Genomic DNA, 26532 nt, shown 5'->3' on the forward strand with positions numbered 1-26532 from the left:
CGTTTTGTCCTTAACGGGATCCACTCAGTCTCTATTTATAACGGCAGGTCTTCTATCGATCTCATTTGTTTGCTTACTGTTTATAAAAGAAGCCCACACATATAAACAAACACAAAAGCGAAGAGCGGCAAAACTAATGGAAGGATGGCGCTTTTTATGGATACATAAACGCATCAGAGCCCTCGTTATAATGGACATCATCGAGTCGCTTTTTGGAACCATTTGGATTGGAGCTATTACTCTTTCTTTTGTGAAAGAAGTGCTTGAAAAAGGAGAAGCGTGGTGGGGATATATAAACGGTGCGTATTATTTTGGAAGCATAGTTGGAGGAATTATTGTGTACCGCATGTCTTCTATGGTAAAAGGAAGGCTTTTGCTTTTTATGTTCTTAGGCTCAATTGGTTATGCTGTTTTAACCGGTTTTTACGGTCTAGTAACGAACCCGTATCTAGCTTTAGTACTTTTGATCATGATGGGTCCTGCCTATCAGCTTCGAGATGTAGCTCAGGAAACCATTTATCAAAATACCTGCAGCAACGGGATGTTTCCTAAAGTAATAGCGGCAAAATCAACTCTTGTACAGGCTGTGTTTATACTTTCCATCGCATTTGTAGGGACAGTAGCCGATCTGTTTGGGGTAAGGTTTGTATATCTATTTTCAAGCTTCATGCTACTTTTAACGGCTCTAATAGGCATGGCAGGATTAATGTATAACAAGCATTCTATCGAAATAAACAAGACACCTGCTGAACGGAGAGGAGGTATATGAGAATCATTAGGCTAACGTATCTTGTGGAGCATGATATAAAAGAGCTGTTAATAGAAAGCCAGGAGGCAGGCTTTTTCTTTCTTACCAAGCTAGTAGCGGAGTATAAAAACGGGCAAAACGTATTTAACAAAACAGGCGAAAGATTGTGGGGAGTTTACGGTAAAAAAAACAAATTAATTGGCGTAGCCGGCCTTAATCAAAATCCTTACAGCCAGTATGCTAACGCTGGGAGAGTAAGGAGGTTTTATGTTTCAGCTCAGTTTCGCAGAAAGGGTATAGGCAAACAACTTTTAAAAGAAATTATTCACTATGCAGAGAATTATTACGACAGTCTCGTTCTCTATACAGACACGGACAAAGCGAAACTATTTTATGAACAAAACGGTTTTAAACGCGTATACAATCAGCATAAAATCACTCATGAATATAAACTAAAAAATGTTCATTAATCAAACTAACGAGCGTTTAATTCAAGTAGGACATTAAAATAATATACGAATAACGCCCAGAAAAAATCTGAGCGTTATTAGCATAAATCAACCGAACCCGTTACTCTTGTTAGTTTGCTTTTTTAAGTTTAAGAGCTGTTTTAGGAGCAGGGCTTTTTTTGACAATATACAAACCGCTAAAAATAATAAGTCCTCCAAGCAGCTGCATAGCATTGATGGTCTCTCCAATAGTTACAGCAGCAAAAACAACGGCGAACAAAGGAATAACATACATGTAAACCATTACTTTTGTCGAGCCGATTTTTCCAATTCCTACATACCACATCACGAGTCCGTACACCGTCACAAATAGAACAGAGTATGCCAGAGAGCTCCAGCTGCCTATATCTGTGGGCCAGATAAGCGTTTGATAGGTGAAAAGACAGTAGACAGTAAGCGGAATAGCGCCGATTAAAGCAGACCACGCAGTCACGCGCAAAGCAGAATATTTTACGACTAAAGGTTTTGCTAAAATCGGGTACCAGCCCCAAGCAATGGCTGCCACAATCCCCATGATGTTTCCGAACCATGCAAGCTGCGACAGCGCATGACTAGAGTGACCAAACAGCAGTACAAACGCAGCCCCAAAAAAAGCAAGCACAGAGCCTAGCTGTGTTTTTAATGAAAAAGCTTCATGCTTATATAATATAGCTAGGATTCCTGTGAAAATAGGAGACATCGAAATAAGTAAAGAAGCATTGGTAGCTGTCGTATACTTAACAGATACCATAAACAGCGTTTGGTAGAGCGTAACGCCTACTATACTGACCGCTATTAAGCGTCCCCAGTCTTTTTTTTCAATACGAATGCCTCGCTCTATTATTCCTGTGATAAGTAAAAGAATAGGAGCAACCATTATAAAACGCAGTGCGCTAAATTGAATGGAAGACATATGAGCAACTCCAAATTTTCCGATTGTATAATTAGCTCCCCAAATTAACGCCACGGATAATAATATCCATTCCAGCCAGCCTTTTTTCATGTAATCACCTCGAGTAAGTATAGAAACTAAATAAGTGCGAATATCCTTAGTTACAAAGTATACAGGAAGAAATTATGTAAAAGGCCAGCCAATTCAGCTATTTTTATCTCATCCACTTGTTTTTAATACAAACAAAAAAGCAGCTGCATTAGCTGCATTCATGACTGTTATCCACATTGTTCTATCTCATCTAATCGCACAAGTTCGACTTTAAAAGCATGATCAATCGGTCGGATTTCACAGTATCCTGAATCATATACGTGAATCAGTACAAAGCGTTTTCCTTTATATAATACTTCTTTGTAGGCTGTCATGAGATACACCCTTTCTTTTCATAGGTTTGTTTTTCATTCTATGAACAAAAAACGGCGTAATTGCCTAATATAAAAAGAATTTTTAAGGTTGATAAAATTGCTTGGCAAAACGAGTTCGCTTATACTGTACTGTGATTCTATTTACGTATAAGTTCTAATTACTAGAACAGCTTTAGCACATAGACAACGAAACCAAACAGCAGTACATAAGGAGCAGCATATGGATATTAACTATTTATATACATTCAAAGAAGTAGCGAAGTGGGGGAGCTATACACGAACGGGCGAGGAGTTAGGGTATGCTCAGTCAAGCGTTACCACTCATATAAAAAAATTAGAGGATCATTACGGTCAAAAACTATTTGAACGAACAGGACAAAAAATGAAGCTGACTCAGCCTGGTGAAGAATTGCTTTATTATGTGAATCAAGTAACCGAGTTATTAAATGAAGCAAAAGAGCGCCTTACTACGAACGAAGATGCTAGAGGAACGGTTTCAATAGGAACCGTGGAGTCGCTGGCCGCCTATTTTATTACACCGTATATTCGTGAATTAAAAAAGCAGCACCCTTCTCTAAAGATTATGCTAGAAGCGGGTTTATGTCCAAATTTAACACAAGGAATTATTGACGGAAAGTATGACGTAGCCGTTTTGCTTGATCGCCTTCAAACATCTGCAAGCTTAGAAGTGATTCCTATTCGAAAAGAAAAGATGGTTATGATTGCTTCGCCTTCCCATTCTTTTAGTAAAAGAAACAGCGTTCTAATGGAAGAGTTTGAGGGAGAGACTATCATTTTAACTGAGAGCGGCTGCCCTTATCGCACGCTTTTAGAAGAGATGATGCGCAGCAGCGGTATTCATATGCAATCGGTCATATCATTTAGCAGTCTTGAAGCGATTAAACAGTGCGTAGCGGATAATTTAGGTATTGCTCTTGTACCGGAAATAGCGGTAAAACAAGAGATGGAAAGTGGAAAACTGATTAAAGTCCCGTTTGACCAAGAAGAGTTTTATCTTTATTCACAGCTCATATTCAAAAAGAAAAAATGGCTGACGGCACCTATTCAACAATTTATTTCACTTGTTCAAGAAGGTTATCAAAAATATTGATAATAGATATAGAGAATCTTCAATAATGATGAAGTTGTTTTCGTGCTACACTTTTTATAAGACATGAAACTAGAGGTGTAGAACATGAATATATTTTTGCAGCACAATCCTACAAAATTATACTTTGGAAAAAATCAAATTACGAAGCTATCGCAAGAGCTTGCTTCTTATCATAAACAAGTAAAGGTTCTGTTAGTATACGGAGGAGGAAGCATCAAACGAAATGGCGTATACGACGAGGTGAAAGCTGAACTTCAGTCTATTAACGCAGTTGTTCACGAGCTGTCTGGTGTAGAACCGAACCCTCGTTTGACTACGGTTGCTAAAGGCGTTGACATATGTAAAAAAGAAAATATTGATTTTCTCTTAGCCGTCGGGGGAGGAAGTGTGATCGATTGTACAAAAGCTATCGCAGCGGGAGCCGTGTATGAAGGGAATACATGGGACTTAATTACACGTAAAGAAGAGATTACAGGTGCTCTTCCTTTTGGAACGGTCTTAACACTTGCAGCAACAGGATCTGAAATGAATTCAACTTCTGTTATTACAAATTGGGAAACAAAAGAAAAGCTAGGTTGGACGTCTTCTCACGTATTTCCCGTCTTTTCTATCTTAGATCCGGCGTACACGTTTTCAGTGCCGCGCGACCAAACCGTCTATGGAATTGTTGACAGTATGTCGCATGCGCTTGAACACTATTTTCATCGCACGGAAAACACGCCGATGATCGACGGCTTTATTGAATCTTTACTAAGAACGGCTGTAAAAGAAGGTCCTAAGCTTCTTAAAGACCTGACTTCTTATAAGTATCGTGAAACAATGATGTATATCAGCACGACGGCATTTAACGGAAGCTTAGCAAACGGAACGGACGGGGGAGACTGGGCTACTCATCGTATTGAACATGCTCTGTCGGCCGTATATGATATTCCCCACGGAGGCGGTCTTGCTATCTTGTTTCCTAACTGGCTGGAGCACGTCTTAAAAGAAGACCCTTCTCGTGTAAAACAATTGGCTGTAAACGTATTTGGCATTGATCCAGCAGGAAAAAGCGATGAAGAAACAGCAATGGAAGGAGCAAAAGCGCTTCGCACTTTCTGGAATGACTTAGGAGCTCCGAACAGCTTGCGTGACTATGATATTGATGATTCTGAATTTGATTCAATTGTTGAAAAGACCTTTGTAAAACCAGGTGTTGGAACTTATAAAGAGCTTGATCATGCAAGCGTTAGAGATATTCTAGAAAGATCCAAATAAAAAAGACGAGCTGCCTGCTCGTCTTTTTTATATGTACTCAATAATCCATTAGAAAGTAAAGAAAAAGAAAAAAGCACAGCAAGATGCCTCCTGCTCCTACCGCTATTTCCGAAAAGCCTTGAATAAACGTACTTTTAGGACTGCTTCCATCGTTTTGCAGATGAAATACACGTTTTCTTTTGCGTTCATGTACGATCACCAACGAGCCAAAAGCAACCGATAATAATGTAGAGAGCGGCACCACAATTAAAAACAGCTTAATAGAATACGCCCAGTACGATATATAGAGCGTATAATACATTGCTCCGGTACTTAAGGCAAAGAGTATTAAAGAAAATAAAAACCACTTCGTAAAACGGTTTTTGCTCATGTATGGTTCACTTCCTTTTATCAGGCGCGTCTTATGATGTAGAAATAAAACACGTCTATCATTTTACCAAAACTTTTTAATACATTCTATTTTAGCGGAAAAATAGGGTTTGTAAGTTTCTTAAAAGTGGTATAGTTCCTAAGAACTATTCATGTATACATACAAAAAACTGATGATAAATGAGGGAGAAGATGAGCTATGGGGTGCGACGCGTGTCTGCCAATTAGGGCAGGATATACGGTTTCTTTTCAGAAATCAAGCGATGTGAAGAAATTGGAAAAATACTTTAAAGATATTTCTCAAAGCCAATGGAAGACTCTTGGAGAAGATATGGTCTGGATGAGGGAAGATATCTTTTGGAGTTTTATGGATTATGTTCATCAGCATCTAGACCCTCGGCATGTGCGGGCTGTAGAAGCCAAGCAGCGGAGCCCGTTTGAAAACCTGCGGCGTATGGAGCCAATCACCGTTTTTCAAAAAATGAAAGATGCCTTGTGGATTGATGAGCTGATTGAAGACAAGCGAATTTGCTCATATTATCAGCCGATTGTATCGATTGATCACGAACGCGTGCATATCGTTGGGCACGAAATTTTATCAAGAGGATTAGAAGAAGACGGAAGTATTATACCGCCTTTTAAAATGTTTGAAGCTGCTCAAATAAGAAATAAAACCTTCGCTCTTGACCGAGCCTGCCGCTTAGAAGCTGTAAAAAATGCTAGTATTATTGATCGTCAGCTGATTTTTATTAACTTTATTCCTACAGCAATATATAATCCCGAGCATTGCTTGGCATCTACATTTGCGTTAATTCAAGAATTGAATATAAAGCCCGAGCAAATTGTATTTGAAGTGATTGAAACCGAGGATGTTCAAGATATTGAGCATTTGAAAAACATTTTGAATTATTATCGCTCCCACGGATTTAAATATGCGCTAGATGACGTAGGAGTTGGCTATAATACGCTGAATCGGCTTTTAGAAGTGGAGCCTGACGTCGTGAAATTGGCATTTGAATTCACAAACGGAGTCAGTAAGAATGAGAAACAGAAAAAAGTGGCTCAAGAGATGTTAGCTATAACCCATAGAATGGGGGCGCAGGCTCTTGCAGAAGGTGTAGAAACAGAAGAAGATTTAAAATGCCTGATAGAGATGGGTTATGATTTGTTTCAAGGGTATTATTTTGCAAAGCCTAATCCTAAACCTTTAAAAGAGATTCATTCTATTTACGCTTAGCAGCGAAAAGCAGAAGAACAGAAACTTCTGCTTTTTGTATGAACAAAAGTAAGAATACTCAAAAAATAAACAATTCACTTTCATTTTGCTAAACAGTTTACAGAGAAAGGGAAGTGCTATAAGATGATAAATATTAATCCTTAGTATTTCTATCAGAAAAGGAGTGGATGATGTGGCACAAACGTTGCACTCATCGTATAAATCAAAGCCAACTACTGTTGTAACAGAATTAAGTCCTATGCAAAAGCCGTTATTTGCAGGAGGGGTTATAGCAGCGGTTATTTTACTTCTAGCGATTGTGCTAACAACTAACTGGACGCAAGGTGTTTTATTTATGATCGGTCTAGCGTTAGGGATGACGCTTTTGTACGCACGGTTTGGCTTTACATCAGCATTTCGCCGCCTTGTATCTGTCGGCAATGTTCAAGGCTTGCAAGCGCATATGCTTATGCTTGCAATTGCGTCAACGCTGTTTGCTATTATTTTAAGTACAGGCTTTAGCTTTACAGGGGTAACGCCAAAGGGATATGTCTCACCTGTAGGAGTAAGCGTGATCGTTGGTTCGTTTATGTTTGGAATTGGGATGCAGTTGGGAAATGGATGTGCCTCGGGGACGCTGTATTCGTTAGGCGGAGGCTCTTCTTCTATGATTTTAACGCTTTTAGCTTTTATTGTAGGTTCTATGTTTGGGGCGTATCACTTGCCATTTTGGCAAAAGCAACCTTCGCTTCCCCCTATCTCATTAGCTGAATCGACAGGTCTTGGTTATTTTGGAGCTTGGATTATACAGCTTATCGCGTTCGCAGCGATTTACTGGATTACGATTCAAATTGCTAAAAAGAAAAATCCGCCTATGATGAAACAGCTTCCTACTACAAAAGGGTGGAAAAAGATTATTCGCGGCTCTTGGCCTCTATTCACAGCAGCGATTGTGCTGGCCGTATTAAATGCATTGACGCTTGCTGTAAGAGGAAACCCTTGGGGAATCACTTCTGCTTTTGCATTATGGGGCGGAAAAGCCATGATGGCAGCTGGGATAGATGTATCGAGCTGGGGATTTTTCCAAGGTGCAAATGGAGAAGCGCTAACGCAAAGTGTGCTAGCAGATTCTACCAGCGTGTTAAACTTTGGGATTATATTAGGTGCCTTCATTTCAGCGACGGCGCAAGGGACGTTCAAACCAGGAAAGATTAAGCCCGGAGTTGCAGGTGCAGCTGTTGTTGGCGGCCTTTTAATGGGGTATGGTGCGCGTCTTGCTTTTGGCTGTAACATCGGCGCTTACTTTGGGGGCATTGCTTCATTTAGTCTCCACGGATGGGTATGGATGGTTATGGCAATGCTTGGCACAGGCTTAGCACTATTTATCCGACCGATATTTGGACTCAAAAACCCTAAATCTAATGATTCGATTTGTTAAGTTTAGATAAAACCTTCTTTGCATGAGCAAAGGAGGTTTTTTATTTTAGGTGATGTTTGAAAACCTCTATATTTTTGTAAATTCCTTGACGTTTATCAAAGATCATCAGCTTTCTTCATAGCGCTCGTATTAAAAAAACCTCTTGTTTTAACTCAAAAAGAAGATAGGAATTTCCTTTTTTTATAAAAATTTCACTTATTTTGCCGATATAACAGGAAGATTGTATGTATTTGGCGAAATGTACATTAAACACCATGTCCAAACACAGTTATTAAAACGTAAAAAGGGGTTTTAACGTTACATGAACAAGTATTTAAAAAAAGCTGTTATTTATGGAAGTTTGTGTTTTTTACTGGGAGCGTGCGGAGGAGCAGGAGAACAAACATCTTCTGAACCGCAGAAAAAAGAAGAAGCTGTAAAATCTAAAGAAGAAGCGACAAAAAAAGAGAAAAAAGAGGGCATTAATACAACCATTAAAATTAGCGCAGCGGGAGATTTTACTTTAGGAAATGATGAAAGCTTCAGCTATGATTCTACTTTTAATGACGTAGCGGCAAGAAATGGCCTGCCGTATTTTACGCAAAATGTAAAGTCGATTTTTGAACAAGATGATTTAACAACGGTTAATTTAGAAACGACGCTGACAACTGCAACCGAAAAAGCAAGTAAAACATTTCGTTTTAAAGGTGATCCTTCTTTTGTGAATATTTTAAAACAAGGAAGTATTGAAACCGTTAACTTAGCTAATAATCATACACGTGATTATTTACAGCAAGGATATGATGATACAAGAGAGAACTTGAAGAAAAGCGGAATAGGCTATTTTGGCTATGAAGATACATACGTCACAACGGTAAAAGGAGTCAAAGTAGGGTTGCTTGGATATCCGGGCTGGGATGACACCAAAGAAATAAGAAGCCAGATTAAAGACGGAATTAAGTCTTTAAAAGAAAAAGGCGCTAAAATTATCATTGTGCATTTCCACTGGGGATCTGAACGACACTATGTTCCTGATACAGCGCAGCAAGCATTGGCAAAATATACAATTGATAACGGAGCAGATTTAATTTTAGGTCATCATCCTCATGTTGTTCAAGGAATTGAAGAGTACAAAAATAAATTTATTGTCTATAGCTTAGGAAACTTTATGTTTGGCGGAAACAAAAATCCAAGTGATAAAGATACATTTGTATTTCAGCAGACATTTACGATTAAAGATGGAAAGCTAACGACGAATAAAGACATCAACGTCATTCCATTCCGTATTTCTTCCACAACAGCACGAAACGACTACCGACCTACGCCTTTAACAGGCCCGGAAAAGGACCGAGTGAAAAATAAACTAATTGATGTTTCCAATCAAATCAAACAGGAAAAGTGGACAGTTTACGATGAAGATAGTAAATGAAGCTCTCAGCATTGAGAGCTTTTTTTTATAAAATAAAACAAAAACAACCAAAAAAATGATATAATGTAAAAAAATAGATTAAAGGTGGAACTATGGCTAATATAGGTGATATAATTTTTCAAATTCTTATGATGCTTATCCTGATAGGAATAGCAGGAGTAATAATTGCATTTATTATAGGCTTAAAAAGGTTGATTCAAAAGCAGGGGGCAAATGAAAAAAGGCTTCAGCGTATGGAGCAAAAGTTAGATGATATGCTGAAAAATAAAGAGTCTTGACTATACATAAGCACTGTCAATACATCAGTGCTTCTGCACTTGACATTTTATAAAAAAGCAGTAAGATATGTATACATCATTTATATAGGGAGGAAGTTACATGGCAAAGTCAAAAGCAAAAAAAATGCGTGATAAAATGACGCGTGAAGGCAAGCGAAATCCAGAATTAAACCGCAGTCTGTTTGTATTTGCAGACATGGAAACGCGGAAAACCAAAACAAAGAAGGAAAAACTTCAGCATCAGCAAACAAAACATAAAAAACGATTATCAGACGGAGCGTACAGTACCGGAGATGATCGTTTTTTTATTGCGTTTCATACATCTGCAAAATGAAAAAAGAGCTTTTTGACTATCCATCTTCACTTTGCTCAAACATTTTTACTGTAAACTCTCACAAAAAAACCTTATGATAGAAAAAGAAGGGGATGAACTAAGAATGCTTACGATTGAAAAAGTATCTAAAGACCAAGCGGGCGTTTTGCAAAATTTGTATTCTCTTTATCTCCACGATTTATCTGCGTATACACCTTCTTTAGATATTCGCGAAGATGGAGCTTTTCACTTTGAAGAGCTGCCGCTGTTTTGGAAAGTAGAAGGTCTCTCGCCATACTTTATTAAAGTAGATGATAAGCTGACGGGCTTTTTTTTACTTCTTGAACAGCCCGCACTTCAGCAAGAAGCAGATTACTGCATCAATGATTTTTTTATCTTAAACAAATACCGAGGGCAGGGCATCGCTTCCAACACGGTAAAAGACATTTTCTCTCATCGAAAAGGAACATATATGATTATTGAGCTTGCAGGCAATAAGCGAGCTATTTCATTTTGGAAACATATTTATAAAAGCTTACATATTTCCTTTCAAGAAAAGAAAATTGAACTTGACGGAGAGCCAACTCTTATTCAAACATTTAGTGTGTAAAACCCTTCTGAAAAACAGAAGGGTTTTTATTTAAACTAAATATTAACAATTTTCAACAAATTATGTATAATTAAAGATGCTTGTCGACATTTATTCACAGGAGTATTCCTGTAAAGGAGGAGTAAAATGAAAGCGTTATCTAATTTCTTCACGGCGCTTGTGCAGCGTTTTTTACCTGATCCGTTTGTATTTGCTTTAATCTTGACGCTGATTTTATTTGTATCAGGTATTGTTTTTACTCCTCACGGGCCGATTGAAATGGTTCAGTTTTGGGGAAGTGGCTTTTGGAACCTTTTGGCATTTGCGATGCAAATGAGCTTAGTGCTTGTCACGGGACATGCGCTTGCCAGCTCGCCGCTTGTAAAAAAGTGGCTTGTGAACATAGCGCTGTTAGCCAAAACTCCGGCACAAGGGGTAATTCTGGTCACGCTCGGCGCAGCTATGGCCTGTATGATTAACTGGGGGTTTGGTTTAATTGTAGGTGCGCTGTTTGCGAAAGAAGTAGCGAAACGCGTGCCGGGATCTGATTATCGGTTTTTAATTGCCTGTGCTTACATAGGGTTTTTAACATGGCACGGAGGCTTGTCGGGTTCGATTCCTCTTGTTGCTGCTACACCTGGAAACCCAATGGAAAAAACGGCTGGACTTATTCCGCTGTCAGACACGATTTTTACAGGGTACAACTTATTTATTACCCTCGGGTTATTAATTGTCCTTCCTATTATGACAAGACTGATGATGCCGACGGGAAAAGAAGTGGTAGAAATTGATCCAAGACTGTTGGCAGAAGATGAAATGGCTCCGGCTACAGTTGTTGAGACAACTTCTTCTAAGCCAACATTTGCTGTACGCATGGAGAACAGCAGATTTTTAAGTCTGACGATTGCGCTTCTTGGGTATTCATATTTAATTTATTATTTTGCTACAAACGGTTTTAAAATGGATATTAACACAGTGAACTTATTGTTTTTTACAACGGGTATTTTACTTCACCGCACGCCTTTATCCTATATGAATGCCGTTTCTAATGCTGCGAAAGGAACCGCTGGGATTGTGATTCAGTTTCCATTCTACGCAGGTATTCAAGGCATGATGGAGCTATCAGGCTTAGGCGGGAAGCTAACGAACGCATTTATCTCGATTTCAAATGAAACGACATTTCCGTTTCTTGCGTTTTTAAGTTCTGGCGTTGTGAACTTTTTTGTTCCATCTGGAGGAGGACACTGGGTTGTACAAGGACCTTTTATTATGCCGGCAGCTGAACAGCTCGGCGTAGATCCGGGAGTCGCTGCGATGGCCATTGCCTACGGAGAAGCATGGATGAATATGGCGCAGCCGTTTTGGGCACTGCCCGCACTAGCTATCGCAGGGCTCGGAGCGCGCGATATAATGGGCTACTGCGTGACCACCTTAATTGTATCAGGCTTTATTTTTGCTATAGGACTAACGTTTTTCTAATACGAAAAGGTCAGCTGAAAAGCTGACCTTTTTTTATTCTACATTATAAGCCAACTTCGCGTGCACTCCAGTTCCAGAATTCTTCTGCAAACCGTTCATTTTTTGCTCTTGAAGAAGTGGGAGTCACGCGTTTTTTATAAAAGTAAGCGCCGCTAATATGCGTCACTTCAGGGCTGTCTGCTAAATAAATAGCTGTTTCGGCACCTTGAAGAGGTGTTAAAAAGAAAGGGCGAAGCACGGCGTGAACGCTTTTTCCAAAACCAGTTTGACGGTTAACGCCGATAGCGGTAGAAACGGCTCCGGGGTGAAGGCAATTTACGGTTACAGAAGTGTCTTTTAGCTTTTTACTTAAATGGACCGTAAATAAGTTATTTGCTAATTTAGACTGAGAGTATCCTCGCCATATTCCAAATCCTGTTGTTAAGTGAGGATTGTCGAAATCTATTTTTCCAGCTTTATGAGCACCGGACCCAACGTTTATAATGCGTCCTTGCTTAGATTTTTTCAGCAGCTCTAAAAGTAAATTAGTTAATAAAAAGTGACCTAAATGATTAACACCAAGCATCATTTCGAATCCGTCTTGTGTTGTTTCCCGCTTAACTGTCACCACGCCAGCGTTATTAATCAGCACGTCAAGCACGCTGTAGCGAGACATAAAGTCATCACTGAAAGCCTGGATACTAGCGAGAGAAGCTAAGTCGCAGGTCATAAGAGATATGGAATCCGATCCGCTTTGACGCTTCGCTTCTTCTAAAGCCGTATTTCCTCTTTCTTCATTTCGGCATACCATAATGACTTCGAATCCTTTTTTAGCTAGTTCAATCGTTGTGGCCAGCCCCATTCCAGAATTGGCACCCGTAATTAACGCTCGTTTGACTGTCATGCGTATGTTCCTCCCAACTACATCTTTTTTCTAGTGTATAAGATAAGAAGATACGCCGTCCACTTCTAGCTTTTCTTTCATCCATACTTTAAAAAAATGCGTAAAGTGTGCACAGGGGAGAAAATGTTGCACAAAGGTCAATATTTTACACCCTACTCGTCAATTAAAGCGGTTTCATAAATAACTGATTTCGCTAAAATAAGACATAGGGAGGTGCTAGTAAGATGAATAGCCAAAGTAAATTACAGGAGACAGAATATGTTCCTTTAGAGCAAGAACTTAAAAGAGAACCATCCATTAATACGAAAAGACGTAAAAATTTGAAAAATGTAGGTTTATTTGCACTATTTGTAGGACCCGCACTATTAGCATTTTGTGTGATTGTACTTATACCATTTTTTACAGGGATTTATTACTCATTTACAGACTGGAACGGAGTAAACGGTACGATTAACTGGGTGGGACTTGATAACTTTAAGTACTTATTCACTGAAGATAAGCAGTTTCAGCAATCGTTTTGGATCACAACAAAATATACGGTCGTTGCGATTATCTTAACGAATGTGGTTGGATTCGTGTTAGCAATTCTTGTTACTCAAATGTTAAAGACACGAAACATTTTACGTACGGTTTTCTTTATGCCGAATTTAATTGGCGGACTTTTACTAGGATTTGTATGGCAGTTCATTTTTGTAAAAGGATTTGCATCTATCGGACAAATCACAGGAATTTCGCTTTTTGAACTTCCTTGGTTGGGAGACGCAAAAACAGCATTTTGGGGCATCGTGATTGTAAGTGTATGGCAAGGAGCGGGCTATATCATGCTTATTTACACAGCAGCACTGCAAAACGTACCGCAAGAGCTAATTGAAGCAGCAAAAATTGACGGAGCAAGCAGATGGCAAATTCTTCGTCATATTACAATTCCAATGGTAGCACCGGCAGTAACGGTTTGTTTATTCTTAACGATTTCATGGTCATTCAAAGTATTTGATGTCAACTTATCATTAACAAACGGTGGTCCATTTAAATCAACAGAAATGTTAGCGCTTAACATTTATACAGAAGCATTTGTTAATAACAGATACGGTCTAGGTGAAGCAAAAGCCTTAATTTTCTTCATCGTCGTAGCAGCAATTACAATTATTCAAGTAACATACACCAAGAAGAAGGAGGTTGAATCGTGATGGGAAACAAGTATACGAGCAAAACCTTTATTGTTGAAATTTTAGCAGTCCTGCTTGGACTAGTGTTCTTGGTTCCATTTTATTACGTGCTTTCAAACTCACTGAAGTCATTTGCAGAAATTTTATCAAACACATCGGCGCTGCCGACAACGATTCAGTTTCAAAACTTTGTTAATGCATTCAACCAAATGAATTACTTAAAAGTGCTTAGCAACTCGCTAATCATTACAGTTATCAGTAACGCAGTTCTAGTCATCTTCTGTTCAATGGCAGCTTACATGCTGGTTCGAACAAAGAAAAAAATCAGCAGCATTATCTTTATGGCATTCGTAGCGGCAATGGTTATTCCGTTTCAATCCATCATGATTCCACTTGTAAAAGTAGCAGGAAACTTAAATCTGTTAAACAGCATCTGGGGTATTGTGATCATGTATTTAGGCTTTGGTTCAGGTATGACGATTTTCTTGTACCACGGATTTATTAAAGGAATTCCAGTCGAGCTAGAAGAAGCGGCAATCATCGACGGATGCTCACGTCTAGGCGTATTCTGGAGAATTGTCTTTCCGTTATTAAAACCAATTACAGTAACCGTAGTTATCTTAAACAGCCTATGGATTTGGAATGACTTCTTACTTCCGTCTCTTGTTCTGCAAGATCCTGAGCTAAGAACGATTCCGCTTGCGACATTCTTCTTCTTTGGTCAGTATACAAAGCAGTGGGATTTAGCACTAGCAGCACTTGTAATCAGTATTATCCCGCTATTAATCTTCTTCTTTGCAATGCAAAAACACATTGTTAAAGGAATTACAAGCGGTTCAATTAAATAATAGTGTCGGCAACAGGGCTGGTTTTGAGGCTGAGGTGTCAAAACCAGCAGCAAATAGGGAGGAACGGAAAATGGCATTTAAAATGAAAAAATGGCCTTTAGCAGCAGGTGTTTTATCGGCTACGCTTTTATTTTCAACCGCGTGTTCAAACGAAAGCGCATCGGGTAATAAAAAAAGCGGCGGAGATCAAGTAGTAGTAGACGTATTTCAAGGAAAAGTAGAAATCGCTGATCAGCTAAAAGCTCTAACTGATCAATACACAAAAGAACATCCAAATGTGAAGTTCAATATCCAAACGGTTGGTGGAGGAGCTGACGGTGCAGCTGCTTTGAAAGCGCAGTTTGCGTCGGGGAATGCACCTGACCTTTTCACAAACGGCGGATATCAAGAGGCAAAAACGTGGAAAAATAAATTAGAAGATTTATCCGATCAGCCTTGGATTGATGACGCGTACGAAAACACACTTACACCGATGACGATGGACGGTAAAGTATATGGACAGCCAATCAGTCTTGAAGGCTATGGATTTACATATAACAAAAAACTGTTCAAAAAAGCAGGCATCAAAGAACTTCCAAAAACATATTCAGAATTAGAAGCAGCGGCTAAAAAGCTAAAAGCTGCCGGCATTACGCCATTTTCTATCGGTTACGGCGAGTGGTGGGTGCTTGGAAACCACGGCTTAAATATTCCATTTGCTAGTCAAAAAGATCCGGATGCATTTATTAAAGGGCTAAATGACGGCAGTACGAAAATCGCAGGAAACGAGCAGTTCAAACAGTATGTAAAGCTGCTTGATTTAACAGTAAAATATGGAAATAAAAATCCTTTAACGACGGACTACAACACACAAGTAACGAAATTTGCGACCGGTGAAGCAGCGATGATTCAGCAAGGAAACTGGATTCAGCCAATGCTTGATAAAATTACGCCGAACATGGATGTAGGGATTCTGCCTATGCCGTTAAGCGATGATGCAGCTGTAGCTGACAAGCTTGCAATTGACGTTCCAAGCAACTGGGTTATTCACAAACAAGCACCAGCGGCAGATAAAAAAGCAGCAAAAGACTTCTTAAACTGGATGGTCACATCTAAAGAAGGCCAAAAAGCGCTAGTAGAAGACTTTAAGTACATTCCAGCCTTTAAATCAATTGAAGCAAAAGACATTGGACCTCTAGGTGAAGAACTTCTTAAATATTCTAAGGAGCAAAAAACGCTTCCTTGGGAATGGACAAAATTCCCTGAAGGCGTAACGCAAAAATTTGGAGCGGATGTACAAGAATACATCGGCGGCCAAACGTCTGAAGATGAGCTATTAAAATCATTAGATAAAAGATGGGCTGAGTTGAAGTAATGAAAAAGACAACCTTTGGGTTGTCTTTTTTTGCAATCAAAAGCCTAATACTTTTAGGTTTCTATCCTTATGGTAGAATTAATTGTGAGTAAAAGGTTATATATTCCTATTCGGATAGAACAGTGGAAATTTTATAATGGATACACTTCCTATATAGAAACTAGAGGTGTTGTTTATGAAAATATGGAAATTAAGTACAAGTTTAGAAAGTGAGCAAATAGCCGCTGCTAACAAGGAAGATGACGAAATACTATTTAGAAATTTGCTGCAGCAAGGAGAGTATCTACATAGTAAAACAAATCTTCCAGTTGAAACATATGAAAAAGGAGGGTTAAATAACCTTTTAACTTATAAAGGTTTTGCAACTCCTCCAATTATCGATGGATATGCTGTTCAGAGCTTAGAAAAACTAATTTCTGAGTTTGTAGAATTTGTTCCTCTTACTCACCCTGAATACAAGTGCTACGCTGTTAATATTGTTAATGTGATAAACGAATGTGTGAACTATTCAGAATCAATACCTGATGATTTTGGAGGGTTTGACAAGCTATCCTTTATAGAGGATAAGGTAAAGAGACAGCCAATTTTTCGAATAAAGTATACCGAACATAGTCTAGGAGATTTTCCTATTATCTCTCCAGAAATTTATGTTTCTGATGCATTTCGAGAGGTAGTGTTTGAGAACGGGCTAACCGGTTTTACTTTCTATGAAGTATGGTCATCACAAGAAGAAGAAGCATCAGTTGAAGAGGTAAATCCATTTGTTCGGGAATCGCTCGATGAGGATGTGGAAGCTCACTTACAAGCATATTATGGGCCGATTATCCGCCGTGTCGAAGCAGAATCAGCTGAGGTGACAGAGGCAGGTTTTTATGAAATGGCTCCTACAGAATCAGTGCCGTTTTATACGGTCGCAACACATGGTTATAGTACGCTTCGCCTGCCGCTCCCCCCTGGATTAGACAGCGCGTACGTTGAACTGGTGATGCATGCAGATCAAGATCCGTTTGAAGATGAAAAGTACAGCTGGATTCCTCAAGTGATGCATCAAGTAGGAAACTTTGCGATAAACCATATGAATTGGATTGGTCAGTGGATGGTGTTTCCAAATCAAGAGCTGGATCGCTACGTGGATACTTATGAACGAACGTTAGCAGGTGAAAAGGTGAAGTTTCCTTTACACGTTAAACCGTATTCACCAGAAAGCGGCTTTTGTGGTGTTATGGTCGTGCCGCCTCTGCCGCAGTGCCAAGAGGCATTTACGATGCCGTATCTTGAAAACGGAAAAGAAATTGACGGAGAGTGGCTAGTCTATTTCCACACGCTTCTCCCTTTGTATGAAGAAGAAATGGAGTACTATTTCCAGCATGGACAAGAAGCTTTGCTAGAAAAGATGATGGAAAATGGCATCGAACACTTATTTAACTTACATAGACCTAATACGTTTAAGGAAAAAAGAAAGGCTTTTTCGGCAGATTCAACAAGTGATAAATAAAAAGCAGCCTATATATAGGCTACTTTTTATTTTGGTTCCTCTTACAAAAAGGGAGAAAGCGCGCTCCTTTCTGTGTGATTACTTAACTTCTTGGCCAAAGCATAACCGCTACGCCAATCAGACACACAAGTCCGCCAATCCAATCGTATGTATCGGGCATTTTTTTATCAACCCACCACGCCCAAAACAGGCTTAAAACAATAAAAATGCCGCCGTAAGCTGCATATACACGTCCAAAGTCCGGGAACGACTGCCACGTAGCAATGACGCCGTACAGCACCAAAGCAATACCGCCTAGAAGCCCTAACCAGCTTGATGCTCCTTCGCGCAGCCACTGCCAAATCAGATAGCCTCCGCCAATTTCAGCAAGACCTGCTAAAATAAAAAGAAAAATTGCTTTAATCATAAACTATACTCCTTATATCATCATTTCATCTCTTTATTCTATCTTACTTTCTTCGTTTGATGAATCATTCGTTTGCTTTAAATAAGTACACTGGAAAGCATTCCTTTATCAATTTGTCTTCAAACCTGCTAAACTATTAATAGTATGAGTTTATGTAGAATGTTTGTGAGAGTACAAAGAGTCATTCAATTATTGATGCTCAGGGTACTTTTACAAAAGGTAGAAGTTAGCAGTAAATGGACTATATAAAAGAATGCAGATATAGGGGTTTGGTAAAATGAGTTTAGATCATAAAGTAATACGCATTGAGCTGCCTACGCCATTTCCAATTGGACCAGTGAATGTGTTTTTATTAAAAGCAGACAAGTTAACGTTAATTGATGCAGGGATGAAAACCGAAGAAGCGTGGAATGTTTTTGATGAGGCGCTTCGTAAAGAAGGATATAAAGTAACAGATATTGAACAAGTGATTCTTACTCATCAGCATCCGGATCACACTGGATTTTTAGAATGGCTGCCGAGTGATATACCGGTTTACGGTCATAAGCTGGTGGAGCCTTGGATTTATCAAGATGAAGAGTTTGTTCAGCAGCATAATGAGCTATACCGTAATTTTCTTATGGAGTTTGGAGTTAGTGATGATGTAATGGATACATGGCTTCGTAAAGCAACGGCTGCGATTCAAGTGTATTCACCTAAAGGGCAGAAGCTAACCGGGTATTTACAGGAAGGAGATACACTTCCGTATGCGAGTGAGTGGGAAGTGATTGAAACGCCGGGACATTCCTTGAGTCAGCTGATGTTTTACAATCGAAAAGAAAAAGTCGCGTTTGGCGGAGATCATATTTTGCCAAAAGTACCGTCAAATCCATATTTAGAGCCGACCATTCAAAATCCTAAGCCAAAGCCGCTATTGGACTACTTGGCGTCTCTTGAAAAAACGTTGAACTACGACATTGATTTGATTTATAGCGGACATGGTGAACCGCTTAGTGATATTCATTCTTTAATTATGGAACGTATTCAAAAGCAGCATAAATGGGCGCTGCGCGTGTTACAAGCAATGGGGGAAGGAAAGAAAACAACGCTTGAAGTCAGCGCAGCTTTTTTCCCGGATATGTATCAAAAAGCACCGGACTTTATTTTCTCAGAAGTGTACGGCCAGCTTACGTATTTAGAGAAAGAAGGATACGTTGAATTAACAAAAAGTGAAGAAGGCGTCTTGCTGTGGGAAGCTGCACGTGTGCTTGCTCCTCAGTCATAACATAAAAAAACCAGCTTCTTTAAAGAAGCTGGTTTTGTCTGCTTACAGTGAATGCAAGCGCTCAATGCGTTTTTCAAGCGGCGGGTGAGTAGAGAATAAGCGTGAGAATTTTTCTTTGCCGCTAATTTTAAAAGCGGCAATTGATTTTTGGCGGTCATCTACTAATGAAGTAGTATGACGAAGCGATTCTAACGCATAAATCATTTTTTCTTTACCACCGAGTTTAGCTGCAAGCTCATCGGCTTTGAATTCACGTCTTCTTGAATGCCAGAAGATAATTGGGCTGCTTAAGATACTAAAGAGAATCTCAAATACAATCGATGTAAGGAAATAGACAACCATCGCAAACTCTTCTCGCACAAAGTTTGACACCGCTTTGGCTACTAAACGAGAGAAGAAAATAACAAATGTATTTAATACTCCTTGCAGAAGCGTAGTTGTGACCATATCACCGCTTTTAATATGCGCTATTTCGTGAGCGATAACGCCGCTGATCGCATCGCGGTCCATTCGTTCAAGCATTCCGCTTGAAACGGCAACAAGCGAGCGTCTTTTACTTGGCCCAGTTGCAAAAGCGTTAACTTCCGCTGAATGATAAATTCCGACCTGAGGCATTTTTCTTAATCCTGCAACAGATGCAAGTCGATGCGTTTCTTCTAAAACAAATCGCTCATATTCACCTTGAGGAGAACGTTCATCAATAACTTGAACACCCATCATCCACTTTGCCATCACGCGTGACATCATAAGAGAAATAATCGCGCCGCTGAAGCCCGCAATTACGCTAAATGCCAGCAGGCCGCCGTAACCGCTGCTTCCCATATAGCTTTGAACACCTAATAAAGATGTAATCGTTGTGATTGTAATTAATACTAAAATATTAACGAAAATAAACAGTGAAATTCGTTTTAGCACCAGTCTTCCTCCTTTAACTAATACGTGCATGATAGGTATACGGTCAGAGGAGAGGAAAGGTTTCATTTATTTATTCAAATTTACTAAAAAGATTACTATGTTAAGTGATTTTATAAAAAAAAGTAAATAAATGGTTGAATCATTACCATAAATAGGTTATTATGAGTGATATAAAGCTATCTTGTCTTGCAAGGTAGCTTTACTTTAAAAATGTGTCTTGTATAACAAGATAGTGAAAAGGAAGAAATCGATATGTCTTTGAGAAGTCAATTGTTAAAAGGAATTTTAGAAGGGTGTATCTTATCAATCATTCAAAAAGAAACGGTTTATGGCTATGAGCTATCCCAGAAGCTTCAACAATATGGATTAAATGATGTGAGTGAAGGTTCGATTTACCCAATTTTACTACGTCTTCAAAAGGAGGGGTTAATAAAGGGAGAAATGAAAGCATCGCCTTCGGGTCCTAAACGAAAGTACTATCATCTTACGGCATCTGGTGAGAGCGCATTATGTGAAATCCAAGAGGAATGGATCAACATTCAAAACCCTGTAAATAAATTGTTGAATAGGAGTTTTTACGATGAACGCTAAGGAATTAATTAAATTAAATAATAAGAAGCGAAAAGAGCTGACCAAGGAAAATGAAGAGTACTATGATAATATGCTTGTTTACATTCGAACGAGTGTGTCAGTTTCTGAACAGCAGGCTGAAGAGTTATTGATGGAGCTTTTAGATCACCTTATTGACGCACAAGCGGAAGGGAAGCGTGCTGAAGAGGTGTTTGGAGAGAACCTTAAGACGTACTGTGATGAAATGATTAAACAGTTACCTAAAGAACCCTTAAAAAGTACTGCTTTTTTTATAAGCTTTTTATTGTTACAGCTGGCAAGCTTGATGGCTATAGTAAGCGGGATAGGAAATATCGTTGTACATTATGTTAAGGATAGCAGCCAGACTGTTTATGTCGGAACAACAATCGTCACTTTTGTTATTGTTGCAGCTATTATTTCTCTTGATGTTTTTCTGCTTTTAAAATGGATACAAAAATCTGTTTACAAAATTTCGAATAAGATTAAGGACTTTTTTCTACTCTTTGTCTTAATTTTTATTTCTCTTGCCGGGATGGTTTTTTTACCAAAGCTTATTCCACCTTTTGGGTATGTAATAGAAGTCGGAGGTTTCTTATATTTAGCTGCTGGTGCCGTAGCACTCATCGTTTTAAGGTGGTTAAATAGTAAATATCAAATTACAAAATGAGATATAGGAAGCAGCGAAATGTATTGTTTAGTCTATAACCAAGAGCATTTTTAAAGAAATTTCATAATTTACGTCTATCTTGGGACAAGATGTACTAAAATAATTAAAAAGGTGTTCAACTCATGAACACCTTTTTGGTCACACCATTTAAAGATTACTAACTTTAGTACGTTTAAAAATTAACCTTAGGTTCTGTACCTAATTTAATACGTTTGAAGTTTTTAATATGCTTCCATGTAATGAAAACAAAAATAATGGCTGCAAATACCATTAAAACTACATCACCTACATAAATTGATGTTAAAAAGGCAACCAATGCGCCAATAGGTGAAGATAAGGATACGTATTTAGAAATTTTGAGAGAAATTAAAAAAGCAAGAATTCCTAGAATGAAAGCTAATGGTGAAAATGCAAGGAATGCACCAGCCGCAGTGGCTACAGATTTTCCTCCTTTAAACCTTGCAAAAACAGGATAGCTATGTCCAAGAATAGCAATAAATCCAGGGACAAGCATATGCAAGTGACTATTCATCATAAGCGGTAAACAGACAGCTAGCGAGCCTTTTGCTATATCGCCGATCAACACTATAATACCTGCTTTCTTTCCTAAAGTGCGAAAGGTATTAGTGGCTCCTAAGTTACCGCTTCCGTGCTTGCGAACATCGGTTTTGTAAAAGCCCTTTCCAATCACTAAAGCAAAAGGAATTGACCCAATTAAATAAGCTAATAAGATAATTATAGCGTTTGTTAATACGTTCATTATTGGCACCTCAAATTGTGTTGTTATTATTCATTTTATAGCAAGATATCAAGAGTAAAGTTTATTTTGTTTCTGAACACTTCTATCAGTATGGATTGCTTCCCAGGGAATAAATTGTGGTTTCTTAAATAGTGGAAGGCAGCTTTTATATGGATAGAGGGTGCTGGCTGTTTCGGTAGAGTATTTGTAAATTCAACTGTATTTTTAGCGGAATAGCTTCATGACTTTATGCTGAGATGTTTTTGAATTTTCAAGCCTTCCTACGTATTAGGACGAATCCATATGTCCATTATAAATATGTAAAAAAGAAAAGAGAGTAGGCGGAAAGGCAAAAATAAAAAACTTGCTACAATACCAGCGAAGTTTTTTGCGCATCAGCCGTTCTAATTTTTTCTGCAAAAATAAAAAACTTGTAATACAATTTTTAAAATATAACATAAATGTTTAAGGATTAAAAGATATTTTGGGTATATTGTATTAGAAGGAATGTCTTTTAATATTTTTTTATAAAAAATAAGACAAATAAATTAACAAATCAAAAAAAATATAATAGAATGTAAAACAGTGTTTCGAAATATTAACTTCTTAAAGTTGAAAGGGGTTCTGCACTTGTTGTGGACAGATATCAAAGAACGAGAAGTAGTTATGTACAAAAACTGCCAGGCGAAAATTTTGGAAAAAAAGGTGCCGAATAAAATAGTCGTGCGCAATCTAGAATTCCCGGAAAAAGGCGATTGGATATCAGCCGAGCTTGATTTTGAAGCTGTTGAAAAATTTGAGAAGAGTCGAGAACACTAATACAAGAAACATTTTACAATAATTCTATTTATCATATAAGAAAAAGCCGAGCTTACATTTTGAGTTCGGCTTTTTTGTTTATATCTCATTCGTTCTCTTTACGAAGAGCTCCTCGTTATTACATGTAAAACCACGCCTTTTCCTCTCATTCATTTTCCACTATTACACTAGTCCCGTATAAAAACGTATCTTTATAAGGGACTATCGATTTTAGTACACGTATTTTTGCCATTTGTTCAGAAATAAAACCTCTGTGCATACATTGAAGACAAAGGGGGAGGATACATTGGGAAAAACAAGTCGTATATTGAAATGGGTCAGCGGGGGATTAGAGGCTCTTTGGGGGATTCCCCTCTTAGGCGGCACCTTGGTTATAAGCCTAGCCTACACGCCGCTTATTCTAATGCTCGCATTGCACATCGTAGGTTTAGTATTTGCGATTAAAACAAACAAAGTTCGGACAGGGCATATCATGGGAATTGTCTGTTCTGCTATTGCGTGGATTCCAATTGTCGGCATGATTATGCATATCTTAACGGCTATTTTCTTACTGATAGAAGCAGCCAAAGATAACGAGCCATCTGAAGACGCAGCATAAAAGAAAAGCCGCCTGATTTTTAGGTGGTTTTTTATATTTTCTAGCAAAGACTTGAAGGCTCTATTGTTTTAGAAAATCCTTTTTATGTTAGAATATTAGAAGTATTTTCTAAAAAAGGGGGTAAACATAATAGACAAAGCCAATCAAAAAAACAAAAGACTTTTTACAGCAGGACTCATATTAGTCGCTCTTGTAAGCTTTATATTTTTACTATGGAGTAAAGGATGGGTAATTCCTGTTAAGCGGCTATAAAGGTAAAGAAACGTTTATTGATTTAAATGTGTTTAACGGAAATCAAGCAGAATTTGAAAAATACTAGTTTACTAGAAAGGTAAGAGATGGAGGGAAAAATAATGCCTACTTACAACAAGCTAGTGCGAGATAAAATTCCTGCGATTATTGAACAAAGCGGAAAAACCTTCAAATCACGCGTGCTGCAGCGAGAGGAATATCAACATGAGCTGATAAAAAAAGCAAAAGAAGAGCTTCAAGAATACATAGAGGCCCCAACGCATCAGGAGGCAATTGAAGAGCTCGCGGATTTACTGGAAGTTATGCAGGCGCTAGCAGCTGTGCACGGGGCCACGCCAGAACAGCTGGAGAAAGTGCGTGAGGAGAAGGCCAGGGAGCGCGGGAAGTTTGATGATCGGGTTTATTTGGTGGAAACAGGAGAAGCGTAGTTTGATGATGCAATAGTGGAGGGAGCGAGCGATGGCAGGTGAGTTTTAATTTAAAAGTAGGAGAAATAAAAAAAGCTTATTTAACAGAACAAGAAATTTGGAAGATCATTAATCAATTTTTCGCTAATGGTCACTTTACCACAACGTATAAATATGGATTAATGAAAGCTTTAATTGAAAACCTATATAACGTTGACAATCGGTTAGTACTCACGTTTGATCAAGTGTATTTTTCCTTTGCTAAAATATATTGGAATTTGGTTATTCATCATGATTTAAATCAATTAAATACACACAATAGACAAGCTGGAATTCAAAAAGAGTTAAAGGAATTTCAGTTAATGCATGGTGTCCCAAATAAAGTAGTATTTGATCGTTTACCAAGTAATCTTCAATTGCAGTTAGTAGAAAGAACTAAAAAAGTGGGGGCAAGGTATGTAGTAGGGGCGTTATACGGAGATATGGAAGGTTCCATTTATGAGTTTGATAAAAGAACAGAATACATAAAGTTTAATAGCAGTATGTATATTTTTTTGCAAAAGTATAGACAAATTGTTACTCATTTAACCAATTATCATTTGGCGAAATTTTTAGAAAAGCATAATGACAAAAATAAGTTAGAAGATGTCTTGTTAAAAGTGGAGAATATTTCAAAACGCGAATCGCTGCATGCATTCTATAACATACTTTGGAAATACGAAACAAAAGAATGTTTTTATTGTGGGAAAGTTCTTTCTGATAAACGCATCGCTACTCATGTAGATCATTTTATTCCATGGAGTTATATCCAATCAGATAATATGTGGAATTTGGTGTTAAGCTGTCAAAGCTGCAACACAAAAAAGAGCAATAAACTTGCTAAGAGTGTATACCTCGAGAAGATGTTTGTTCGTAACGATAATCTTAAATTAACAGCAGTTCACAATGATTTTAACTATTATTCGGAGCGTAAGTTAGAAGCTCTTTATGAGTTTGCTGGAATGAATGGATACGTAGAAAACTGGTCTCCTTAACCCCGAGTATTTCTCTTTTCATTTCAGTTACAAAATCCCCTCTTGAAATTTTGTTCACCAAACAAGTAAACTAAAGACATAAGTTTGGTAAAATTGGGATAAGAAATTCATGAGGTAGGGGAGAACAAGTCGATGGAGATGGATCAAGAGAAATTTAATAAAGTGATTGAAGCGGCAAGGATGTATTATATTCTTGATTATAATCAAAGTGAAATTGCAAAAAAGCTTGGTGTATCAAGGCCTACGGTTTCTCGATTGCTGCAAACAGCAAAAGAAGAAGGCATTGTTCAAATTAAAATTGTGGATTCATCTATCAATAGTGAAAAATTGTCTTCTCAACTTGAACAAAAATTCAATTTAAAAAAAGCAATCGTCACACCGGTGCCTCAATATGAAAATCACATTATTAAAAGTCATCTAGGCGTGGCAGCAGCTGACTATCTCTATGACATCGTAAAAGACGGAGATATTATTGGGGTGACGTGGGGAACAACTCTTTATCAAGTGGCCATCGATTTAAAACAAAAGTATGTGAATGACGTGCAGGTTGTGCAGTTAAAAGGCGGAGTAAGCCATTCGGAAACGAGCACATATGCTTCTGAAATTATGTACTTATTTGGAAAGGCATACAATACGCCTCCTATGCATCTTCCTTTGCCTGTAATCGTCGATCACGTGGTAGTCAAAAAAGCAATGGAAACGGATCGTCATATTAAGCGTATTTTAGATTTAGGCAAACAAGCCAATATTGCCGTCTTTACTACGGGACCCATTAAAACGGATTCGCTGCTTTTTCAGCTTGGCTACTTTTCCGAACAAGATGTAGAGATGATTTCCTCGCGAGCGGTAGGAGACATTTGTTCACGTTTTTTTGATAAAGATGGACAAATTTGCAATGAAAGCCTGGATGAACGGACGCTTGGACTTGATTTGGAAGAACTAAAGAAGAAAGAATACGCCATTTTAGTAGCGGGCGGGGATCAGAAAATTGACAGCATTTACGGAGCGCTGCAAGGGAAATTTGCAAATGTACTCGTTACTGATCAGTTCACGGCGCGCTTTTTGTTAGATAAACAAGAGTAA

29 protein-coding genes and 1 pseudogene are annotated in these 26532 nt (G+C 38.4%); 23 read left to right on the top strand and 7 right to left on the bottom strand.

Features of this window, described 5'->3' with window-relative positions; all coding sequences use genetic code 11:
- Position 1: 1 nt before the first annotated feature.
- A pseudogene (locus AC1D0Y_RS20755) lies at positions 2-769 on the top strand (MFS transporter); the annotation flags it as partial.
- Positions 766-1218 carry a GNAT family N-acetyltransferase gene (locus tag AC1D0Y_RS20760; RefSeq protein ID WP_060746832.1) on the top strand — a complete coding sequence of 151 codons (453 nt, stop codon included), beginning with the start codon at positions 766-768 and terminating at the stop codon, positions 1216-1218. The pseudogene AC1D0Y_RS20755 and the gene AC1D0Y_RS20760, both read left to right, overlap by 4 nt.
- 109 nt (positions 1219-1327) lie before the next feature.
- On the opposite strand, the gene AC1D0Y_RS20765 is transcribed toward AC1D0Y_RS20760, so the two are convergent.
- Entirely contained in the window at positions 1328-2239 is a 912-nt protein-coding gene (locus AC1D0Y_RS20765; protein WP_060746831.1) for a DMT family transporter, read from the bottom strand.
- A gap of 167 nt (positions 2240-2406) precedes the next feature.
- Complete coding sequence (locus AC1D0Y_RS20770; RefSeq protein WP_013057506.1) at positions 2407-2553, bottom strand: hypothetical protein; 147 nt, start codon at positions 2551-2553, stop codon at positions 2407-2409.
- A 220-nt stretch (positions 2554-2773) separates the two neighbouring features.
- Here AC1D0Y_RS20770 and AC1D0Y_RS20775 point away from each other — a divergent pair, with 220 nt between their 5' ends.
- The gene (locus tag AC1D0Y_RS20775) at positions 2774-3664 is read left to right on the top strand and encodes a LysR family transcriptional regulator (RefSeq protein WP_477707881.1); all 891 of its coding nucleotides are present in this window, start codon (positions 2774-2776) and stop codon (positions 3662-3664) included.
- Between the two features lie 84 nt (positions 3665-3748).
- Entirely contained in the window at positions 3749-4921 is a 1173-nt protein-coding gene (locus AC1D0Y_RS20780) for an iron-containing alcohol dehydrogenase (RefSeq protein WP_098334472.1), read from the top strand.
- Positions 4922-4958: 37 nt separating this feature from the next.
- Here AC1D0Y_RS20780 and AC1D0Y_RS20785 read toward each other — a convergent pair whose 3' ends face one another.
- On the bottom strand, positions 4959-5291 hold the full coding sequence (locus AC1D0Y_RS20785; protein ID WP_060746828.1) for a hypothetical protein: 333 nt from the start codon (positions 5289-5291) through the stop codon (positions 4959-4961).
- A 198-nt stretch (positions 5292-5489) separates the two neighbouring features.
- On the opposite strand from AC1D0Y_RS20785, the gene AC1D0Y_RS20790 reads away from it, so the two are divergent.
- From AC1D0Y_RS20790 to AC1D0Y_RS20820, 7 genes are all read left to right on the top strand, one after another.
- Positions 5490-6527, top strand: a complete 1038-nt coding sequence (locus tag AC1D0Y_RS20790; protein WP_060746827.1) for an EAL domain-containing protein — start codon at positions 5490-5492, stop codon at positions 6525-6527.
- Positions 6528-6699: 172 nt separating this feature from the next.
- Entirely contained in the window at positions 6700-7944 is a 1245-nt protein-coding gene (locus AC1D0Y_RS20795) for a YeeE/YedE family protein (RefSeq protein ID WP_060746826.1), read from the top strand.
- Between the two features lie 301 nt (positions 7945-8245).
- A complete protein-coding gene (locus tag AC1D0Y_RS20800; protein WP_028408983.1) occupies positions 8246-9352 on the top strand; it encodes a CapA family protein in 1107 nt (368 codons plus the stop codon).
- A 92-nt stretch (positions 9353-9444) separates the two neighbouring features.
- Entirely contained in the window at positions 9445-9630 is a 186-nt protein-coding gene (locus AC1D0Y_RS20805) for a DUF4083 family protein (RefSeq protein WP_060746825.1), read from the top strand.
- 100 nt (positions 9631-9730) lie between these two features.
- Entirely contained in the window at positions 9731-9964 is a 234-nt protein-coding gene (locus AC1D0Y_RS20810) for a hypothetical protein (RefSeq protein WP_060746824.1), read from the top strand.
- A 103-nt stretch (positions 9965-10067) separates the two neighbouring features.
- Positions 10068-10553: a GNAT family N-acetyltransferase gene (locus tag AC1D0Y_RS20815; protein WP_060746823.1), complete on the top strand. Its 486-nt coding sequence runs from the start codon at positions 10068-10070 to the stop codon at positions 10551-10553.
- A gap of 126 nt (positions 10554-10679) precedes the next feature.
- Entirely contained in the window at positions 10680-12011 is a 1332-nt protein-coding gene (locus tag AC1D0Y_RS20820; protein WP_014459643.1) for a TIGR00366 family protein, read from the top strand.
- A gap of 43 nt (positions 12012-12054) precedes the next feature.
- Here AC1D0Y_RS20820 and AC1D0Y_RS20825 read toward each other — a convergent pair whose 3' ends face one another.
- Positions 12055-12894, bottom strand: coding sequence for an SDR family oxidoreductase (locus AC1D0Y_RS20825; protein ID WP_060746822.1), 840 nt, complete (start codon positions 12892-12894; stop codon positions 12055-12057).
- A 224-nt stretch (positions 12895-13118) separates the two neighbouring features.
- Between AC1D0Y_RS20825 and AC1D0Y_RS20830 the strand changes: the two genes are divergently transcribed.
- The 4 genes from AC1D0Y_RS20830 to AC1D0Y_RS20845 all read left to right on the top strand — a co-directional run bounded on the left by AC1D0Y_RS20830 (position 13119) and on the right by AC1D0Y_RS20845 (position 17757).
- Complete coding sequence (locus tag AC1D0Y_RS20830) at positions 13119-14081, top strand: carbohydrate ABC transporter permease (protein WP_028408977.1); 963 nt, start codon at positions 13119-13121, stop codon at positions 14079-14081.
- The gene (locus AC1D0Y_RS20835) at positions 14081-14908 is read left to right on the top strand and encodes a carbohydrate ABC transporter permease (RefSeq protein ID WP_013057493.1); all 828 of its coding nucleotides are present in this window, start codon (positions 14081-14083) and stop codon (positions 14906-14908) included. Before AC1D0Y_RS20830 ends, AC1D0Y_RS20835 begins: the two co-directional genes overlap by 1 nt.
- A 70-nt stretch (positions 14909-14978) precedes the next feature.
- Positions 14979-16262, top strand: coding sequence for an ABC transporter substrate-binding protein (locus AC1D0Y_RS20840; RefSeq protein ID WP_028408976.1), 1284 nt, complete (start codon positions 14979-14981; stop codon positions 16260-16262).
- A 175-nt stretch (positions 16263-16437) separates the two neighbouring features.
- Entirely contained in the window at positions 16438-17757 is a 1320-nt protein-coding gene (locus AC1D0Y_RS20845) for a suppressor of fused domain protein (RefSeq protein ID WP_477707882.1), read from the top strand.
- A gap of 82 nt (positions 17758-17839) precedes the next feature.
- Here AC1D0Y_RS20845 and AC1D0Y_RS20850 read toward each other — a convergent pair whose 3' ends face one another.
- The gene (locus AC1D0Y_RS20850; protein ID WP_014459650.1) at positions 17840-18163 is read right to left on the bottom strand and encodes a YnfA family protein; all 324 of its coding nucleotides are present in this window, start codon (positions 18161-18163) and stop codon (positions 17840-17842) included.
- 277 nt (positions 18164-18440) lie between these two features.
- Here AC1D0Y_RS20850 and AC1D0Y_RS20855 point away from each other — a divergent pair, with 277 nt between their 5' ends.
- A complete protein-coding gene (locus tag AC1D0Y_RS20855; RefSeq protein WP_028408975.1) occupies positions 18441-19427 on the top strand; it encodes an MBL fold metallo-hydrolase in 987 nt (328 codons plus the stop codon).
- A gap of 42 nt (positions 19428-19469) precedes the next feature.
- Here the strand turns inward: AC1D0Y_RS20855 and htpX are convergent, their stop codons facing one another.
- Positions 19470-20342: a protease HtpX gene (gene htpX / locus AC1D0Y_RS20860; protein ID WP_013057489.1), complete on the bottom strand. Its 873-nt coding sequence runs from the start codon at positions 20340-20342 to the stop codon at positions 19470-19472.
- Positions 20343-20594: 252 nt separating this feature from the next.
- Between htpX and AC1D0Y_RS20865 the strand changes: the two genes are divergently transcribed.
- Positions 20595-20933: a PadR family transcriptional regulator gene (locus tag AC1D0Y_RS20865; RefSeq protein WP_028408974.1), complete on the top strand. Its 339-nt coding sequence runs from the start codon at positions 20595-20597 to the stop codon at positions 20931-20933.
- Positions 20923-21600: a DUF1129 family protein gene (locus tag AC1D0Y_RS20870; protein WP_477707883.1), complete on the top strand. Its 678-nt coding sequence runs from the start codon at positions 20923-20925 to the stop codon at positions 21598-21600. Before AC1D0Y_RS20865 ends, AC1D0Y_RS20870 begins: the two co-directional genes overlap by 11 nt.
- Before the next feature lie 172 nt (positions 21601-21772).
- Here AC1D0Y_RS20870 and plsY read toward each other — a convergent pair whose 3' ends face one another.
- Positions 21773-22360, bottom strand: coding sequence for a glycerol-3-phosphate 1-O-acyltransferase PlsY (gene plsY, locus AC1D0Y_RS20875; RefSeq protein WP_016764546.1), 588 nt, complete (start codon positions 22358-22360; stop codon positions 21773-21775).
- A gap of 609 nt (positions 22361-22969) precedes the next feature.
- Here plsY and AC1D0Y_RS20880 point away from each other — a divergent pair.
- The 5 genes from AC1D0Y_RS20880 to AC1D0Y_RS20900 all read left to right on the top strand — a co-directional run bounded on the left by AC1D0Y_RS20880 (position 22970) and on the right by AC1D0Y_RS20900 (position 26532).
- Positions 22970-23158, top strand: a complete 189-nt coding sequence (locus AC1D0Y_RS20880) for a hypothetical protein (RefSeq protein WP_225049418.1) — start codon at positions 22970-22972, stop codon at positions 23156-23158.
- A 286-nt stretch (positions 23159-23444) separates the two neighbouring features.
- The gene (locus AC1D0Y_RS20885; protein WP_098248245.1) at positions 23445-23756 is read left to right on the top strand and encodes a hypothetical protein; all 312 of its coding nucleotides are present in this window, start codon (positions 23445-23447) and stop codon (positions 23754-23756) included.
- A gap of 353 nt (positions 23757-24109) precedes the next feature.
- Positions 24110-24436, top strand: a complete 327-nt coding sequence (locus tag AC1D0Y_RS20890) for a nucleoside triphosphate pyrophosphohydrolase (RefSeq protein WP_098248247.1) — start codon at positions 24110-24112, stop codon at positions 24434-24436.
- 38 nt (positions 24437-24474) lie between these two features.
- Positions 24475-25449: an HNH endonuclease gene (locus AC1D0Y_RS20895; protein ID WP_098790565.1), complete on the top strand. Its 975-nt coding sequence runs from the start codon at positions 24475-24477 to the stop codon at positions 25447-25449.
- Positions 25450-25587: 138 nt separating this feature from the next.
- Entirely contained in the window at positions 25588-26532 is a 945-nt protein-coding gene (locus AC1D0Y_RS20900) for a sugar-binding transcriptional regulator (RefSeq protein ID WP_026106623.1), read from the top strand.

Source organism: Priestia sp. P1_B12_1 (assembly GCF_056406695.1).